Genomic DNA, 16,707 nt, shown 5'->3' on the forward strand with positions numbered 1-16,707 from the left:
CGCCGAAAAGCCGGAATTTTCACCTGCAATTTCAGGGCGTCGCATCCCGCGTCGGAACGGCGTCCTCGAGCGTCAGCTGCACGTCGCGTTTTCCCTGCCAGTCGTCGGCGGTGAGCCGCCCCGCGACATGCAGCAAGCCGCTGCCCCGGTCCATCAGCGCCTGCCCGAGCGGCGTCTCGGCGGCGCGGAAGGCAATGGCCTTCAGCCGCCCGCCATCCTCGCCGGTCAGTATGCAGCGCACATGGGCCTTGCCGACAATGTCGGCCTTCACCACGCGCACCGACGGCACGGCGAATCGCGGCTCGGCATTGCCGGCGCCATAAGGTCCCGCCTGCTGGATCAGATCGTAGAGGTCGCGCGTCGCGCCCCGCGCCGACAACGCGCCGTCGAGCCGGAGCGCCTTCGCCTCCGAGGCGGCGCTGACGGCATCTTCGAGGCGCTTCGTCAGGAATGCCTCAAAGGCCTCGAGCTTGTCCTCGGTGAGCGTGACACCGGCCGCCATCGCATGGCCGCCGCCATTGACGAGAAGCCCCGCCTCAAGCGCCGCGGTGACGGCGCGGCCGAGATCGACGCCCGGAATGGAACGGCCCGAGCCCTTGCCCTCGCCCTTGGCGTCGAAGGCCAGCACCATCGAGGGCCGGTCGTATTTGTCCTTGAGACGGCTCGCCACGATGCCGATGACGCCGGGATGCCAGCCCGCCGCCTGCGCCAGAATGAGCGGCGGCAGCGCGTTCGCGCGGGAAGCACTGAGCCTTGCATCGACTTGCGCCAGCGCCTCTTCCAGCACCTGCGCCTCGATCGCCTGCCGCTCGGCATTCATCACATTCAGTTCTTCGGCAAGGTGACGCGCTTCTTCCTCGTCTTCGGTCACGAGCAACCGCGCCCCGAGATCGGCGCGGCCGACGCGGCCGCCCGCATTGACGCGCGGCCCGAGCAGGAAACCCAGATGATAGGTCGAGGGCGCGCCGTTCATCCGCGCCACATCGGCAAGCGCCGCCATGCCGACGTTGCGCCGCCGCCCCATGATGCGAAGCCCCTGCGCGACGAAGGCGCGGTTGAGACCCGTCAGCGGTACCACGTCGCAAACCGTGCCGAGCGCCACAAGGTCGAGCCATTGCATCAGGTCGGGCTCGTCGTGGCCGGCGTAGTAGCCGGCCTCACGCAGCGCCCGGTTGACGGCGACGACAAAGAGAAAGGCGACGCCGACGGCGGCAAGCTGGCCGAGGCCGCTCTCGTCGTCGAGCCGGTTCGGATTGACCAGCGCATAGGCCGGCGGCAGCGCCGGCTCGGCCTGATGATGATCGATGACGACGGAGGGCAGCCCCGCATCCGCCGCGAGCCCCAGCGCCTTGTGCGCCATCGTCCCGCAATCGACCGTAAGGAGAAGAGAGATGCCTTCCTGCTTCAACCGCAGCAGCGCCGGCGCATTGGGCCCGTAGCCCTCGCGGATGCGATCGGGGATGTAGACGCGAAGCTCGCGGCCCACGGCGCGGAAGAATCGGTAAAGCAAGGCCGACGACGTTGCGCCGTCGACATCGTAGTCGCCGAACACCGCGACCTTCTCGCGGTCGATAATGGCCTTGGCGACCCGCGACGCCGCCTTTTCCATATCGATGAGAACGCGGGGATCGGGCATCAGGCTTTTCAGCGACGGCGCCAGATAGGCCGCGCAGTCTTCGGGCGCGACGCCGCGCCCGGCCAGCACGCGCGCTACGATTTCCGGCAGTCCCTCGCGCTGCGCGATGGCGAGAGCCAGCCGGTCGTCCGCCAGACGGCTCACCCAGGCGCGGCCCGTGACGGACCGGTCGACGCCGAGGAAATGTCTCGTCAACGCCCCGGACACCGCGCCTCCTTGCAAGCTCCCGGCCTAGCCGAACTTCTCGATATTGGAATGGAAGGACTTCAGCCGACGGACGGTGCCGGTCGCCGAGCGCATGACGATGGTATGCGTGGTGACGCCGCCATTCACATGATGCACACCGTCGAGCAGCCAGCCATCGGTGACGCCGGTGGCGGCGAAAATCACGTCGCCCGACGCCATCTCGCCCATCGTGTATTTCTTGTTGAAATCCTTGACGCCCATCTTGGCGGCCCGAACCTTCTGTTCCTCGACCGCGGTGACGAGGCGGCCCTGCATCTGGCCGCCGATGCACCGGAGCGCCGCCGCCGCCAGCACGCCTTCCGGTGCCCCGCCGACACCCATATAGAGGTCGACGCCGGTCTCGGCATCGGTCGTCGCAATGACGCCTGCAATGTCGCCATCGGTAATCAGCGTCACCCGCGCGCCGCATTCGCGCACGGCGCGGATCAGATCGGCATGGCGCGGCCGGTCGAGAATGCAGACCGTGAGTTCCGGCACATCGACCTTCTTGGCTTTCGCCAGCGCCTTGAGGTTTTCCGCCGGCGTCGCATCGAGATCGACAAGACCATCCGGATAGCCGCCGCCAATGGCGATCTTGTCCATGTAGCAATCGGGCGCGTGAAGCAGCGTGCCGCCTTCCGCCGCCGCCAGCACGGTCATCGCGTTCGGCATCGCCTTGGCGGTCAGTGTCGTGCCTTCCAGCGGATCGAGCGCGATGTCGACCTTGGGGCCCTTGCCGGTGCCGACCTTCTCGCCGATGTAAAGCATCGGCGCCTCGTCGCGCTCGCCCTCGCCGATCACGACGACGCCGTCGATATCGAGCACGTTAAGTTCCTTGCGCATCGCGTCGACGGCGGCCTGGTCGGCCGATTTCTCGTCGCCGCGCCCGACCCACAAGGACGACCGAACCGCCGCGCGCTCCGTGACGCGCCCCATCTCGAGCGCCAGCATGCGGTTCAGGTTCGTAATCTTCGTCGCCATCAAAATCCCCATCAGGTCTTCGCCCTTGCATATGGGCGTGTTTTGTCGGCCCCGCCTCTCAGCGCAGCTCCCCGTCTTCTATTCTCAAAACCAGCGGTGTGCCCGCCACATCTTCATGTTCTGCCAAATGTGCCCGCGCGCGGGCCATTGTGCCCTCGTCGGTCTCGTGGGTCACGAATACGACGGGCAGACGGCCGCTGCCGTCCTGCCGGTCGCCGCGCTGCACGATGCGCTCGATCGAGACCGAAGCCTGCGCCAGCGCCTGCGTGATGGCGGCCATGCTGCCGGCCCGGTCCATCGCCCGCACCCGCAGGTAAAACGCCTTTTTATGTGTATCCACAGGCGGTTGCACCAGTTTCTTCAACCGGTCAGCCGGCACGATGAAGGGCGCCAGCACCAGCCCGCGGGCGATGTCCGCGATGTCGGAGATGACGGCCGATGCCGTCGGCCCCTCGCCCGCGCCGCGGCCTTCGAGCACCATATGCCCCACACGGTCGCCATCGACCGCCACGGCGTTGTAGACGCCCGACACCGCCGCAAGCGGCGTCCCCTCCGGCACCAGCGCCGGATGCACCCGCTGCACGATGCCACTATCGAGCTTCTCGGCGATGGCCAGCAGCCGGATCTTGTAGCCGAACTCGCGCGCGAAGGAGATGTCGGTGGCGCTGATCTTCTCGATGCCCTCGATCTGCACGGCGCCGAAATCGACCTCCGTGCCGAAGGCGAGGCTGGTCAGGATCGCCAGCTTGTGCGCGGCGTCGATGCCGCCCACGTCGAACGACGGATCGGCTTCGGCATAGCCGAGTTCCTGCGCATCCTTCAGCACATCGGCGAAGTCGCGCCCCGTCGTCTCCATCTCGGTCAGGATGTAGTTGCAGGTGCCGTTGAGAATGCCGTGAATGCTGCGGATCTCGTTGGCGGCCAGCGCCTCGCGCATCGTCTTGACGATGGGGATGCCGCCCGCCACCGCCGCCTCATAATTCAGCGCAACGCCCTTGGCTTCCGCGAGCCGCGCAAGGCCCGCGCCGTGATGCGCAAGCAGCGCCTTGTTGGCGGTGACGACATGCTTGCCCGCCTTCAGCGCCGCTTCCACGAGGTCGCGCGCCACGCCTTCCGAACCGCCGATCATCTCGGCCACGACATCGATGTCGTCCGCGGCCGCCAGCGCCAGCGGATCGCGCTCGAAGCGGATGCCCGCAAGGTCGATGCCCCGATCCTTGTTGCTGTCGCGCGCCGACACGGCGGCAATCTCGATCCGGCGTCCGGTCGCCGCAGCCAGATATTCGCCACGCGCGGCCAAAATCTTGACCACGCCCGCCCCCACCGTGCCGAGGCCGGCAATCCCGATCCGCAGTGGTTTTGTCACGTCCGGCCCGCCCTCGTTGAACTGGGGTGAGGCACGACGCTTCCCTTGATCCCGACGCGCTCTTCATATTCGGCGATGATCTGGTCGGCATGCGTCATCATGCGCTTGACGTTGCGCGCCGCCTGCCGGATGCGCTGCTCGTTCTCGACAAGACCGATGCGCACATGCCCGTCGCCATATTCGCCGAAGCCGATGCCCGGCGCGACGGCGACGTCGGCCTGTTCGAGCAGCAGCGTCGCAAAGCCCATCGAGCCGAGATGCCGAAACTTTTCCGGGATCGGCGACCACGCGAACATGCTGGCCGGCGGCGAGGGAATGTCCCAGCCGGAACGGGCCATGCTGTCCACCAGCACGTCGCGGCGATGCTTGTAGATGCCGCGGATTTCGGCGACGCAGTCCTGCGGGCCGTTCAAGGCCGCCGTTGCCGCCACCTGGATCGGCGTGAAGGCGCCGTAGTCGAGATAGGATTTGACGCGGCCGAGCGCGTTGATGAGGCGCTCGTTGCCGACCGCAAAGCCCATGCGCCAGCCGGGCATCGCAAAGGTCTTCGACAGCGAGGTGAACTCGACGGTGCGCTCGCGCGCGCCCGGCACCTGCAATATCGAGGGCGGCGGATTGCCGTCGAAATAAATCTCCGAATAGGCGAGATCGGAAATCACGAAAAGATCGTGCTTGGCCGCAAAGGCGATCACCTCGCGGTAGAAATCGAGATCGGCCACCTGCGCCGTCGGATTGGACGGATAGGAAACGACCAGCGCCACCGGCTTCGGCACGCTGTGCCGGATGCCGCGCTCCAGCATGTCGAAAAAGCCCGTCTCGCTCTCGAACGGCACCGAGCGGATGACGGCCCCGGAAATGATGAAGCCGAAGGCGTGGATCGGATAGCTCGGGTTCGGACAGAGAATGACGTCGCCCGGCGCCGTGATCGCCTGCGCCAGATTGGCGAGCCCTTCCTTCGAGCCGAGCGTCGCGATGACTTCGGTTTCCGGATTGAGCGTCACGCCGAAGCGGCGCTGGTAATAGGCGGCCTGCGCCCGCCGGAGGCCGGGGATGCCGCGCGACGACGAATAGCGATGCGTCTTCGGATCGCGCACCGCCTCGATCATCTTCTCGACGATATGCGGCGGCGTCGGCATGTCGGGATTGCCCATGCCGAAATCGATGATGTCGCGGCCTTCGGCGCGCGCCTTGGCCTTGAGCTTGTTGACGCTCTCGAAGACGTAGGGCGGCAGACGCTTTATGCGATGAAACTCTTCGCTCATGGCAGCTTCCTGGAGACGCGAACGGGCGCGGGGTGCGCGCCGGGGCACAGGGCGCCCTTATAACGCCAAAGCCCGCCCCGCCAAAGCCCTGCGGCAGTCGGATAGGTGGAAAATCCGGCGGAAACGTGGCCGCCGCGGCCGGGGCGCCGTCCGGCGCCTTTACGGCTGGCCGATCACCGGCTTGACGGTGACCCGCTTGGTCGGGGCCGGCGTCACTTCCGGGCCGGTATCGACGCCGGAGGACGCGGCCGGGGCCGGCGCGGCGGCGGGTGCGCCGTCCTCGGTCACGGTGGCGGCCTCCTCGGCGGTCGGCGCGCGCGAGGCCGTCTCGATCTTGAAGACGGCCGTCATGTCCCGGTGGCCGCCACGGGCCGGCATCGGAATGATCGGCGCATTCTCATAGAGCGCGCGCTTGTCTTCCATGCCGGCGGGGATGTTCTCGAGCGGCGGGAGCGGCGGCGGCACGGGGCCGGCGGGCCGCGACGAAGCCGGCGCGGCGGTGCCGCTGCGCAAAAGCTGGTCGGCATAGCGCGCCTGGTCGCGGTCGTCGGCAAGCCCGTCGGCGATCTGCTGCTGCTCGGCCGGCGACGTCACCTGCGGCGCCGATTGGGGCACGCTGCGAAGGTCCGGGAAGGTCGCATCCGCCGATGCCGGCGCGGGCGTGCCGCCGTATAGCGCCTCGGGCTTGGCATCGTCCGAAATCATCGAACAGCCGCCGAGCGCGAGCCCCGCCAGAAGCACCGCGGCCGTCGCCGGCCCCACCTTCGCCAGAGCGGACATCTCTCGAACTCCCTTGAATTTTCTTTCGTCCCGCCCGCCCCTGCGCGCGCGAAGCGGCGTCATCCGGCGGACATGTGCAAGCGTATAGTATAGGCTCCGGCGAAGAAACAATTTGTCGGTGACAGGGGGGTGACAGAAGCGCCCACCGCCCCATATCGACAGGAAAAGCGCCCGCCGCCGCCCTCCAAGGACTGCAGATGAGCCCCCCGAAAACCCGCAAGAAAAGCCCCTCTTCACCCAAAAAGCCCGCGCCCGAAAAAACCGCCGAAGCGCCCCTGAGCTACGCCGTGCCCGACATGGGGGCGCTCGCCCTCAACCTGATGCAGGCCGCCGTGCTCGGCCAGAAGGCGGCGCGGCGGTTGATGAACGCCGACGATTCGTCCGGCGGCGCCGACCGCAGCCTGCACGATCTGCAGCGCGTCGGCCGCACGCTGATGACGGTGGCCGGCAGCTACATGGCAAACCCGGCGAAAATCTTCGAGGCGCAGGCGGCGCTCTGGCAGGGCTACCTGACGCTGGCCGGCTCGATGACGCGCCGCTTCCTGCTCGGCGAGGAGGTGCCGCCGGTGGCCGCCCCGAGCCGCAGCGACAAGCGCTTCCGCGATCCCGATTGGCAGGAAAACATCGTCTTCGACCTGATGAAGCAGGCCTATCTGCTGACCGGCAAATGGATGACCGACCGCGTGCGCGCCGCGGAAGGCGTCGATCCGCATACGCGCGAACAGGCCGACTTCTATATCCGCCAGATCGCCAACGCGGTCTCGCCCTCGAACTTCATTTTCACCAACCCGGAAATCCTGCGCACGACGCTGAACTCGAACGGCGAGAACCTCGTTGCCGGCATGGAACATCTGCTCGAAGACATCGAGCGCGGCCACGGCCATATCGACATCCAGCAGACCGACATGTCGGCCTTCACGCTGGGCGTCAACGTCGCGACGACGCCGGGCAAGGTCGTCTACCAGAACGAGTTGATGCAGCTCATTCAATATGAGCCGACGACCGAAAAGGTCCACAAGCGCCCGCTCGTCATCTTCCCGCCCTGGATCAACAAATATTACATCCTCGACCTGACGCCGGAAAAATCCTTCATCAAGCATGCGCTCGACAACGGCTACACGGTCTTCATCGCAAGCTGGGTCAACCCCGATGCGCGCCTCGCGCTGAAGACCTTCGCGGACTACATGACCGAAGGCGTCTATGCGGCGCTCGACGCGGTGGAGCTGGCGACCGGCGAGAAGGAAGTCAACGCGGTCGGCTATTGCATCGGCGGCACGCTGCTCGCCTGCTCGCTCGCCCACATGGCGGCGCGCGGCGACACCCGCATCAAGTCGGCGACCTTCCTTGTCGCTCAGATGGATTTCACCGAGGCCGGCGAACTGAAGGTCTTCATCGACGAGGAACAGATCGCCGACATCGAACGCCAGATGCATCAGGAAGGCGGCTACCTGAAGGGCTCGACCATGGCCTCGACCTTCAACATGCTGCGGTCGAACGACCTGATCTGGAACTATGTCGTCAACAACTACCTGCTCGGCCGCGAGCCGATGCCCTTCGACATCCTGTTCTGGAATTCGGATGCGACGCGCCTGCCGTCCGCCATGCATGTCGGCTATTTGCGCGAGTGCTATCTCGAAAACAAACTCGCCGAGGGCCGCATGGTGCTGGGCGGCGAAACGCTCGACCTGCACAAGGTCAAGGTGCCGGTCTATCTGCAATCGAGCCGCGAGGACCACATCTCGCCCTACAACTCCGTCTACAAGGCAACGAAACTCTTCGGCGGCCCGGTGCGCTTCATCTGCGCCGGCTCCGGTCACATCGCCGGCGTCATCAACCCCCCGGCGGCCGGCAAATACAACCACTGGACCAACGACAACCTCCCCGCCACCGCCGCCGAATGGATTGAGGGCGCCACCGACCACAAGGGCTCCTGGTGGCCGGACTGGGAAGCATGGCTCAGCGAAAAGTCAGGCGAAATGGTCCCTGCGCGCAAACCCGGCAGCGGCAAACTCAAGGTGCTGGAGGATGCGCCGGGGTCTTACGTGCTGGTGAAGAGCGAGGACTGAGGGATATAATTCTGTCCCGCAAATCTGTTTTTGGTGCAGTGTCCGCCAGCGACGCTCCATTGGTTGCATGACGTATTCACTCGATCAACTCGAAGGGAATTAGCCATGAAAAAAATTGGAGTGATTTGTCTGGCAGCTTTGATGGCTGCGTGCACGACAGTCAATGTCACGTTGATTGAACAACAAACAGGATTAGTTGGAAAAGGCACTGCGGATGCAGGCGCAAATTCGGGGACGATGAAGATCGCACTCGCTGACAAGACTTTTGAAGGACCTTGGACAGTCATGCGAACGACTGGCGGCGAGACTTACTATCACAGCGAACAGGGACACGTCGGCGGAACAGCATTCGGTAGCAGCGGGCGCCTGACATCCGATTCTGCATCCGGGACAGGTGTGGCAAATCTCAGCGCGGGCGACGGCGCAACCATGCGATGTGAGTTCAAATACTCCATGGTCGGTCTTCGCATTTCAGGACTGGGTGTATGTCGAGATCGAGAGGATAAACTCTACGATCTTCAGATTTCCAACTAACCTCTGCGTCAGAGTCTATCACAGGACCTTCAGTACAAGCGCAGCGAAGAAATCGAAAACGGCAAACTCAAGGTGCTGGAAGATGCGCCGGGGTTTTACGTGATGGTGAAGAGCGAGGATTGAGACCTCGGATACTCCGTATACGCCCCAACCTCATGTGTCACCCCGGGACTTGTTCCCGGGGCCCACTCGCCTCACCGCTCGCCGCAGCGTGGATTGGATCCCGGCAACAAGTGCCGGGATGACATTGTCGGGTTGCTCAAACGCAAAAAGATCGTCATTGCGAGCGAAGCGAAGTAACCCAGAAGGCAGCAATCTGGATTGCTTCGTCGGCTTTGCCTCCTCATAACGGCGGATATGGACTGAACCTCTGAAACAACCTTCCACCTCCCCCTTGCGGGGAGGTCGAGAAATTCGCGGGACGCGGATTTCTCGGGTGGGGGTTGCGGCGTCGCGGCAAACTCTATCCCATCCCTTAGCCTCAGCGCCCCCACCCGAAGGGCTTCGCCCTTCGACCTCCCCGCGAGGGGGAGGTGAAGAATTCCGCTGCGCCCCTTCCCCCACGCAAACCCCTTCGCCTAAATCCCCCCTCGGCAGACTCAGCCGAAACCGCTAGCCTCCCCTCCGCCGCCATTCCGCGGTCCCGCCGGAGCGCTTCTCCTTGACCCTCACCGTCACGCTTGCCGTCCTTCTTTCCGCCGTCCTGCACGCCACCTGGAACGCGATGGTCAAGACCGGCGCCGACCGGCTGATGACCATGGGCTGGATCGCGGCGGCGACGGGCCTTGTCGCGCTGCCCTTCCTGCCCTTCATTCCCTTTCCGGGCTGGGACGTCGCCAGGATCCTCGCGCTCTCCTTCGCGCTGCATGCGGGCTACAAACTCTTCCTGGTCAAATGCTACGAACACGGAGATTTCGGCCAGGTCTATCCGCTGTCGCGCGGCCTCGCCCCGGCGATCGTCACCGTCATCGGCGCAATCTGGCTCGGCGAAATCCTGCCCACGCCCGCTTTCATCGGCATCGCGCTGGTCGCGCTCGGCATTGTCAGCCTCGCCTTCCGCCGCACCAATGGCGCGGGCCTGCCGAACGATCCGCGCGCGCTCGCCTATGCGCTCGGCACCTCGCTCTTCATCGCCGCCTACACGCTGAACGACGGCCTCGGCGGCCGCATCGCCGAAAGCCCGCACATCTATGTGATCTGGCTCTTCGCCGGCGACGGGTTGATCTTCTTCCTGCTGGTGCTCTGGCGGCGCGGCCGGAAATTCCTGGTGCCGCAGCGCGCCATGGCCATCGGCTTTGCCGGCGGCGTGATGTCCGTCATCGCCTACTGGCTGGTGATCTGGGCGATGACGCTGGCGCCGCTCGGCCCCGTCGCCGCGCTGCGCGAAACCAGCGTCGTCTTCGCCGCCCTCATCTCCGGCCTCCTGCTGAAAGAAGGCCTCGGCTGGCGCGCCATCGCCGCCGCCTGCGTCGTCGCGGCGGGCGTTATATTGCTCAGAATGTAGGAAGGAATTGGCACGCGAAGCCGCGAAGAAGAAAGAATTGTTCACGCAGAGGCGCAGAGACGCAGAGGTGCTGTTATGCGGGATACGGGCATGGGCTCCCACAAGCGCCCTTTTTTCTTGCCGGGCTTTGCCCGGCAAAGGAATCGGGCGACAGGAAACGGGAGCCTGCCACACATACATTCCTCTCTGCGTCTCTGCGTGATACCTTCCCTTACTTCTTCTTCGCGTCTTCGCGCCTTCGCGTCTTCGCGTGCAAAACCTTCCTTCAAAGATTGACGCCAAGCCCCTCATCCGCGCCGATCATCAGATTGAGGCACTGCACCGCCTGGCCCGACGCGCCCTTGCCGAGATTGTCGAGGAGCGCCACAAGCCGCGCCTGCTTCGTCTTCTCGTTGCCGAAAACGAACAGCTTCATCGCGTTGGTGCCGTTCAATTGCTCGGGGTCGAGCTTGGTCATCGCCGCACTGTCGGCAAGCGCCGCCACCGACACGAACCGCGCGCCTTCATAGGCCGCCGCCAGCACCTCATGCACGCCACCAAGCGCCGGCGCGCCCGGCAGCGCCCAGAGCTGCAGCGGCACTTCGACGATCATGCCCTGCGCATAGCGCCCGACATTCGGCGTGAAGAGCGGCGGATGCGAAAGCCCCATATTCGCCTGCATCTCCGGCACATGCTTGTGCGCGAGGCCGAGCGCATAGGCGCGGAAGGCTTCGAGCGTGTAGTTCGACGACGCCTCGTCCTCGAACTCGGCGATCATCTGCTTGCCGCCGCCCGAATAGCCCGACACCGCGTTGACGGTGAGCGGCCATGAGGCCGGCAGCAGCCCCGCTTCGACAAGCGGCCGCGTCAGCGCGATGGCGCCGGTCGGATAGCAGCCGGGATTGGTGACGCGTGCCGCGCCCGACACAAGCTGCCGCTGCGCCGCCGTCATTTCGGGAAACCCGTAAACCCAGCCGTCCGCCACCCGATGCGCCGTCGAGGCGTCGATGACGCGCGTGGTCTTGTTGTCGATCAGCGACACCGCCTCGCGCGCCGCATCGTCCGGCAGGCACAGCACCACGATGTCGGCGGCGTTGAGCGCATCTTTCCGCGCGCCCGCATCCTTGCGCTTCGCCTCGCCGAGCGAAATCAGTTCCAGATCGTCGCGCCCGTCGAGCCGCGCCCGGATCTGCAACCCCGTCGTCCCCACTTCGCCGTCGATGAAAACCTTCGTCGTCATCTCTCTCTCCACAAAAACAAAAAAGGCGCCTCGTTTCCACGAAGCGCCTTTCCGTGAACCCCTGAGGGGATCAGCGCTTCGAGAACTGGAAGCTGCGGCGGGCCTTCGCCTTGCCATATTTCTTGCGCTCGACCACGCGGCTGTCGCGCGTGAGGAAGCCTTCCTTCTTCAGCGCCGGACGCAGGCCCGGTTCGAAGAAGGTCAGCGCCCGCGAAATGCCGTGACGGATGGCGCCCGCCTGGCCCGACAAGCCGCCGCCCACCACCGTGCAGGTGATGTCGTACTGCTTCTCGCGCGCGGCTGTCACCAGCGGCTGGTTGAGGATCATGCGCAGCACCGGACGCGCGAAGTAGACTTCGAGCGCGCGGCCATTGATGCTGATGCGCCCCGAGCCCGGCTTGATCCAGACGCGGGCAACGGCGTTCTTGCGCTTGCCGGTTGCATAGGCGCGGCCGAACTTGTCGAGCTTCGGCTCCGCCGGCGCGGCTTCCGCCGCCGGTGCGATCGCTTCTTTCAGGCCTTCAAGCGTGGTTGTTTCGGACATGGTCATGCGATCCTGACGTTCTTGCGGTTGCGCGCCGCGAAGTCGATCTTCTGCGGCTGCTGCGCCTCATGCGGATGTTCGGCGCCGCCATAGATGTGCAGATTGCCCATCTGCTTGCGGCCGAGCGGCCCGCGCGGGATCATCCGCTTGACGGCGAGTTCGATCACGCGCTCCGGGAAGCGCCCTTCGAGGATGCGCTTCGGGCTCGTTTCCTTGATGCCGCCGGGATGGCCGGTGTGGCGGTAGTAGCGCTTGTCGTCGTATTTGGCGCCGGTGAGAGCCACCTTCGCCGCATTGACGATGATCACGTTGTCGCCGCAGTCGAGATGAGGTGTGTAGGTCACCTTGGTCTTGCCGCGCAGCACATTGGCGACATAGGACGCAAGCCGGCCGAGCACGATGCCTTCGGCATCGATCACGATCCACTTCTTCTCGATCTCCGAGGCTTTCGCGGAATAGGTCTTCATTGCGAAACATCCTGAAAAATCTGGAAGGGCCGCAATCGCGGCCCCTGTTCGGCGCTGCTTCTAGGCGATCCCCGGAGGCCTGTCAACAACATCCGGCGTGTCCGAGGCCCGAAAAACGCTGAAATAACAGTCTTTTGCCGATGGGGTATTATAATACCCCATTCCCCTCACTTCGGCGGGATCGAATAGGTCGAAACCGCATGGGCCACAGGGTCGTCCGCCGCCCCCTCCTGCCACATCGCGATCTCGCCCACCGCCAGCGCCCGCCCGAGCTTCAACAGCCGCGCCTCGCCGATAATCTCGGCAGGCTTCGGTTTCCGCAGAAAATTGATCGAAAGGTTGGTGGTGACCGCCAGCGCCACCGGACCGATATGCGCCAGCACCGCCGCATACATCGCATAGTCGGCGAGTGCCATCATGGCGGGCCCGGATACGGTGCCGCCGGGCCGGAGATTGCGTTCGGCGAAGGCAAGCCTGAGCCGCGCAAAACCCGGCCCCACCGCCTCGATCCGCGTCAGCGCGCCCCCTTCCCGCATCTGCGGAAACTCCCGCGCCATGAAGTCTTCCAGCGCCTCGACGCTCATCACCGGCTTCAGATCGGCCACCCGCCCCTCCCCTTGTTGCCCGCCGCTTTTACCCCAAGCGCCGGCGCGGTTAAACTCCGCCGCCCTTGAGGAGAAAGCCATGCCCCCCGTCACGCTCACGACCGAACGCCTGATCCTGCGCCCCTGGCGGGACGCCGACTTCGCGCCCTTCGCCGCCATGTCGGCCGACCCCAAAGTAATGGAGCATTTCCCGGGCACGCTCTCCCGCGCCGAAAGCGACAATGTCGCGCAGATCCTGAAATCCGACATCGAAATCATGGGCTACGGCTTCTGGGCCGTCGAAGTGCCGGGCGTCGCCCCCTTCATCGGCTTCACCGGCATCCGCCCCGTCACCTTCGAGGCGCATTTCACCCCTGCGGTCGAGATCGGCTGGCGCCTCGCGCCGGCCCATTGGGGCAAGGGCTATGCGTGGGAGGCCGCTCGCGCCGCGCTGGCCCACGGCTTCGGCGCCGGCCTCCCCGAAATCGTCTCCTTCACCGTCACCGGCAATTTGCGCTCGCAAGCCGTCATGCAGCGCCTCGGCATGACCCACGACCCGAAGGACGATTTCGACCACCCGAACCTCGCCCCCGGCCACAAGCTCCGGCGGCATGTGCTTTACCGGATGAAGCGCCCCTGACTCCGGCGCCCCACCCCGCTATGCTCCCCCAAAAGCAAAACCGGGAGACGCCACGATGAGCCAGCCCGCCGCGAAAACCGCCGCCGAGCCCCTGCTGATCCGCGAGGACAAATCCGGCATCGCCCGCCTGACCATGAACCGCCCGGCGCAGCGCAACGCCCTGTCGCACGACCTGATGGACGCGATGCAGGCCGAATTCGCGCGCATCGCCGAGGACCGCGCGGTGCGCGTCGTCGTGCTGACCGGCGCCGGTCCCGGCTTCTGCGCCGGCCACGACCTGAAGGAACTGACCGCCGCCCGCGCCGAAGCCGATCGCGGCCGCGCCTTCTACGAGGCGACGATGCGTCAATGCAGCGCGCTGATGCAGGCGATCGTTCATTGTCCGAAGCCGGTCATCGCCCGCGTCCACGGCATCGCGACGGCCGCCGGCTGCCAGCTTGTCGCCAGCTGCGATCTCGCCATCGCCGCGACCGAAGCGAAATTCGCGACGCCCGGCGTCAATATCGGTCTCTTCTGTTCGACGCCGATGGTCGCCTTGTCGCGCAACGTCGCCCGCAAGCAGGCGATGGAAATGCTGCTGACCGGCGAAATGATTTCCGCCGCCCGCGCCGTCGAGATCGGCCTCGTCAACCGCGCGGTACCGGCCGAAGAACTCGACGCCACGGTGACGGATCTTGCGCGCCTCATCGCCTCGAAATCGGCGCACACGGTCTCGATCGGCAAGCGCGCCTTCTACGAGCAACTCGAAAAGCCGCTCGCCGAGGCTTACGACTATGCCAGCGAAGTGATGGTCAAAAACATGCTCGCCCGCGACGCCGAGGAAGGCATCGGCGCCTTCATCGAAAAGCGCGACCCGAAATGGGAAGACCGCTGATGCCAACCGCAAATGAGGTCGAGCCCGGCGACATCGAACACATCCTGCACGAGACGAAACTGATCGCCCTTGTCGGCGCCAGTTCCAATCCGCGCCGCGACTCCCATGGCGTGATGCAGTTCCTTCAGGCAAAAGGCTACCGCGTGATCCCGGTCAATCCGGGCCTCGCCGGCCAGAGCCTCAACGGCGAGAAGGTCTATGCGGCACTCTCCGACATTCCCGAAAAGATCGACATGGTCGATGTCTTCCGCAATTCCGAAGCCGCCGGCCCCGTCGCCGACGAAGCCGTCGCCATCGGCGCCAAATACATCTGGATGCAGCTCGGCGTCGTCAACGAAGAAGCTGCCGCCCGCGCCCGCGCCGCCGGCCTGAAAGTCGTGATGAACCGGTGTCCGAAAATCGAGATACCGAAATTGGGGGTGTAATTTCTTGCCGCCAACCTCGCTCAACATTCAGTGTCACCCCGGCGAAAGCCGGGGCCCACTCGCAGTGCCGCTTGCCGCAGGTATCAATTCTGCACATGGCGCTGACGCCGCCCGCCAACTCCCCTGCTGAGGGAACCAATGGACCCCGGCTTTCGCCGGGGTGACAACGAAGAAAACCAACGAGGCTACAAATGACCGACCGCAAATTCGACACCCTCGCCATCCATGCCGGCGCCAAGCCCGACCCCACCACAGGCGCCCGCGCCACGCCGATCTACCAGACGACCTCCTTCGTCTTCGACGATGTCGATCACGCGGCCTCGCTGTTCGGCCTCCAGGCCTTCGGCAACATCTACACCCGCATCACCAACCCGACGACCGCCGTGCTCGAAGAGCGCGTCGCGGCGCTGGAAGGCGGCACGGCGGCGCTCGCCGTTGCGTCCGGTCACGCGGCGCAGATGCTCGCCTTCCACACGTTGCTCGAACCGGGCGACCGCTTCGTCGCCGTCAAGCAGCTTTACGGTGGCTCGATCAACCAGTTCGGTCACTCCTTCAAGAAATTCGGCTGGGAAGTCGATTGGGCCGACGGCACCGATCCGGCCTCGATCAAGTCCGCCATCGGTCCGAAGACCAAGGCCGTCTTCATCGAAAGCCTCGCCAATCCCGGCGGCATCGTCATGGACATCGCGGCGATCGCCAAGGTCGCGCATGACGCCGGCGTGCCGCTGATCGTCGACAACACGCTGGCCTCGCCTTACCTCTGCCGGCCGATCGAACACGGCGCCGACATCGTCGTTCACTCCGCGACCAAGTTCCTCGGCGGCCACGGCAATTCGATGGGCGGCATCATCGTCGACAGCGGCAAGTTCGACTGGGTGAAGTCCGGCAAGTACAAGACCATGACCGAGCCTTGCGCCTCATATCACGGCTTGAAGATCGCCGAGACCTTCGGCCCCATCGCCTTCGCCATTGCCTGCCGCGTCCTCGGCCTGCGCGATCTCGGCCCCGCCATCTCGCCCTTCAACGCCTTCATGATCCTGACCGGCATCGAAACGCTGCCGCTCCGCATGCAGCGCCATTCAGACTCGGCGCTGAAGGTGGCGAAGTTCCTGAAGGATCACCCCAAGGTCACCTGGGTCTCCTATGCCGGCCTCGACAGCGACCCCTTCAACAAGCTGATGAAGAAATATTCGCCGAAAGGCGCCGGCGCCGTCTTCACCTTCGGCGTCAAGGGCGGCTACGAGGCGGGCGTCGAGCTTGTCGGCAAGGTCGAACTCTTGAGCCACCTCGCCAATGTCGGCGACACCCGCAGTCTGATCATCCACCCCTCCTCCACCACACATCGTCAGTTGACGGAGGATCAACAGAAGGCCGCCGGCGCCGGCCCCGACGTCGTCCGCCTCTCCATCGGCCTCGAAGACCCCGCCGACATCATCGCCGACCTCGAACAGGCGCTGGGGGCGTGAGCCGTATCGTTCTGACTCGTATAAAAAACAGGTGTCATCCCGGGGCTTGTCCCCGGGACCCAATCCACCTCACCGGGAAACGGAGGGCCAATGGACCCCGGCAACAAGTGCCGGGGTGACATCCAAATTTGGTT

Annotated in this window: 16 protein-coding genes; 7 read left to right on the plus strand and 9 right to left on the minus strand. The window is 65.2% G+C overall.

Annotation, left to right across the window (positions count from 1 at the left end; genetic code table 11):
• Positions 1 to 31: 31 nt before the first annotated feature.
• The 5 genes from recJ to KF719_RS01445 form a co-directional block, all read right to left on the minus strand.
• Positions 32 to 1,843, minus strand: a complete 1,812-nt coding sequence (gene recJ / locus KF719_RS01425; RefSeq protein ID WP_293506473.1) for a single-stranded-DNA-specific exonuclease RecJ — start codon at positions 1,841 to 1,843, stop codon at positions 32 to 34.
• A 24-nt stretch (positions 1,844 to 1,867) separates the two neighbouring features.
• Positions 1,868 to 2,842 (minus strand): class II fructose-bisphosphatase, encoded by a 975-nt coding sequence (glpX, locus tag KF719_RS01430; protein ID WP_293506475.1) that lies wholly within the window; start codon positions 2,840 to 2,842, stop codon positions 1,868 to 1,870.
• A 58-nt stretch (positions 2,843 to 2,900) separates the two neighbouring features.
• A complete protein-coding gene (locus KF719_RS01435) occupies positions 2,901 to 4,208 on the minus strand; it encodes a homoserine dehydrogenase (RefSeq protein WP_293506477.1) in 1,308 nt (435 codons plus the stop codon).
• The gene (locus KF719_RS01440; protein WP_293506478.1) at positions 4,205 to 5,470 is read right to left on the minus strand and encodes an LL-diaminopimelate aminotransferase; all 1,266 of its coding nucleotides are present in this window, start codon (positions 5,468 to 5,470) and stop codon (positions 4,205 to 4,207) included. Before KF719_RS01440 ends, KF719_RS01435 begins: the two co-directional genes overlap by 4 nt.
• A gap of 159 nt (positions 5,471 to 5,629) precedes the next feature.
• Positions 5,630 to 6,250 (minus strand): hypothetical protein, encoded by a 621-nt coding sequence (locus tag KF719_RS01445; protein WP_293506480.1) that lies wholly within the window; start codon positions 6,248 to 6,250, stop codon positions 5,630 to 5,632.
• 197 nt (positions 6,251 to 6,447) lie between these two features.
• Between KF719_RS01445 and phaC the strand changes: the two genes are divergently transcribed.
• The 3 genes from phaC to KF719_RS01460 all read left to right on the plus strand — a co-directional run bounded on the left by phaC (position 6,448) and on the right by KF719_RS01460 (position 10,354).
• Entirely contained in the window at positions 6,448 to 8,316 is a 1,869-nt protein-coding gene (phaC, locus tag KF719_RS01450; protein WP_293506482.1) for a class I poly(R)-hydroxyalkanoic acid synthase, read from the plus strand.
• A gap of 105 nt (positions 8,317 to 8,421) precedes the next feature.
• Positions 8,422 to 8,850 carry a hypothetical protein gene (locus KF719_RS01455; protein WP_293506484.1) on the plus strand — a complete coding sequence of 143 codons (429 nt, stop codon included), beginning with the start codon at positions 8,422 to 8,424 and terminating at the stop codon, positions 8,848 to 8,850.
• Between the two features lie 661 nt (positions 8,851 to 9,511).
• Positions 9,512 to 10,354 carry an EamA family transporter gene (locus KF719_RS01460; RefSeq protein WP_293506486.1) on the plus strand — a complete coding sequence of 281 codons (843 nt, stop codon included), beginning with the start codon at positions 9,512 to 9,514 and terminating at the stop codon, positions 10,352 to 10,354.
• A 265-nt stretch (positions 10,355 to 10,619) separates the two neighbouring features.
• On the opposite strand, the gene argC is transcribed toward KF719_RS01460, so the two are convergent.
• From argC to KF719_RS01480, 4 genes are all read right to left on the minus strand, one after another.
• Positions 10,620 to 11,573, minus strand: a complete 954-nt coding sequence (argC, locus tag KF719_RS01465) for an N-acetyl-gamma-glutamyl-phosphate reductase (RefSeq protein ID WP_293506488.1) — start codon at positions 11,571 to 11,573, stop codon at positions 10,620 to 10,622.
• A gap of 70 nt (positions 11,574 to 11,643) precedes the next feature.
• Positions 11,644 to 12,117, minus strand: a complete 474-nt coding sequence (rpsI, locus tag KF719_RS01470) for a 30S ribosomal protein S9 (RefSeq protein ID WP_293506490.1) — start codon at positions 12,115 to 12,117, stop codon at positions 11,644 to 11,646.
• Between the two features lie 2 nt (positions 12,118 to 12,119).
• Complete coding sequence (rplM, locus tag KF719_RS01475; RefSeq protein WP_293506492.1) at positions 12,120 to 12,584, minus strand: 50S ribosomal protein L13; 465 nt, start codon at positions 12,582 to 12,584, stop codon at positions 12,120 to 12,122.
• 167 nt (positions 12,585 to 12,751) lie between these two features.
• Entirely contained in the window at positions 12,752 to 13,168 is a 417-nt protein-coding gene (locus KF719_RS01480) for a PaaI family thioesterase (RefSeq protein ID WP_293510547.1), read from the minus strand.
• Positions 13,169 to 13,268: 100 nt separating this feature from the next.
• On the opposite strand from KF719_RS01480, the gene KF719_RS01485 reads away from it, so the two are divergent.
• From KF719_RS01485 to KF719_RS01500, 4 genes are all read left to right on the plus strand, one after another.
• Positions 13,269 to 13,808 carry a GNAT family N-acetyltransferase gene (locus KF719_RS01485; protein WP_293506493.1) on the plus strand — a complete coding sequence of 180 codons (540 nt, stop codon included), beginning with the start codon at positions 13,269 to 13,271 and terminating at the stop codon, positions 13,806 to 13,808.
• Between the two features lie 55 nt (positions 13,809 to 13,863).
• On the plus strand, positions 13,864 to 14,682 hold the full coding sequence (locus tag KF719_RS01490) for an enoyl-CoA hydratase (RefSeq protein ID WP_293506494.1): 819 nt from the start codon (positions 13,864 to 13,866) through the stop codon (positions 14,680 to 14,682).
• Complete coding sequence (locus KF719_RS01495) at positions 14,682 to 15,107, plus strand: CoA-binding protein (protein WP_293506496.1); 426 nt, start codon at positions 14,682 to 14,684, stop codon at positions 15,105 to 15,107. The genes KF719_RS01490 and KF719_RS01495 overlap by 1 nt, the downstream gene beginning before the upstream one ends.
• 191 nt (positions 15,108 to 15,298) lie before the next feature.
• Complete coding sequence (locus KF719_RS01500) at positions 15,299 to 16,573, plus strand: O-acetylhomoserine aminocarboxypropyltransferase (RefSeq protein WP_293506498.1); 1,275 nt, start codon at positions 15,299 to 15,301, stop codon at positions 16,571 to 16,573.
• Positions 16,574 to 16,707 lie beyond the last annotated feature (134 nt).

This window comes from Parvibaculum sp. (assembly GCF_019635935.1).
Classification (GTDB): Bacteria; Pseudomonadota; Alphaproteobacteria; order Parvibaculales; family Parvibaculaceae; genus Parvibaculum.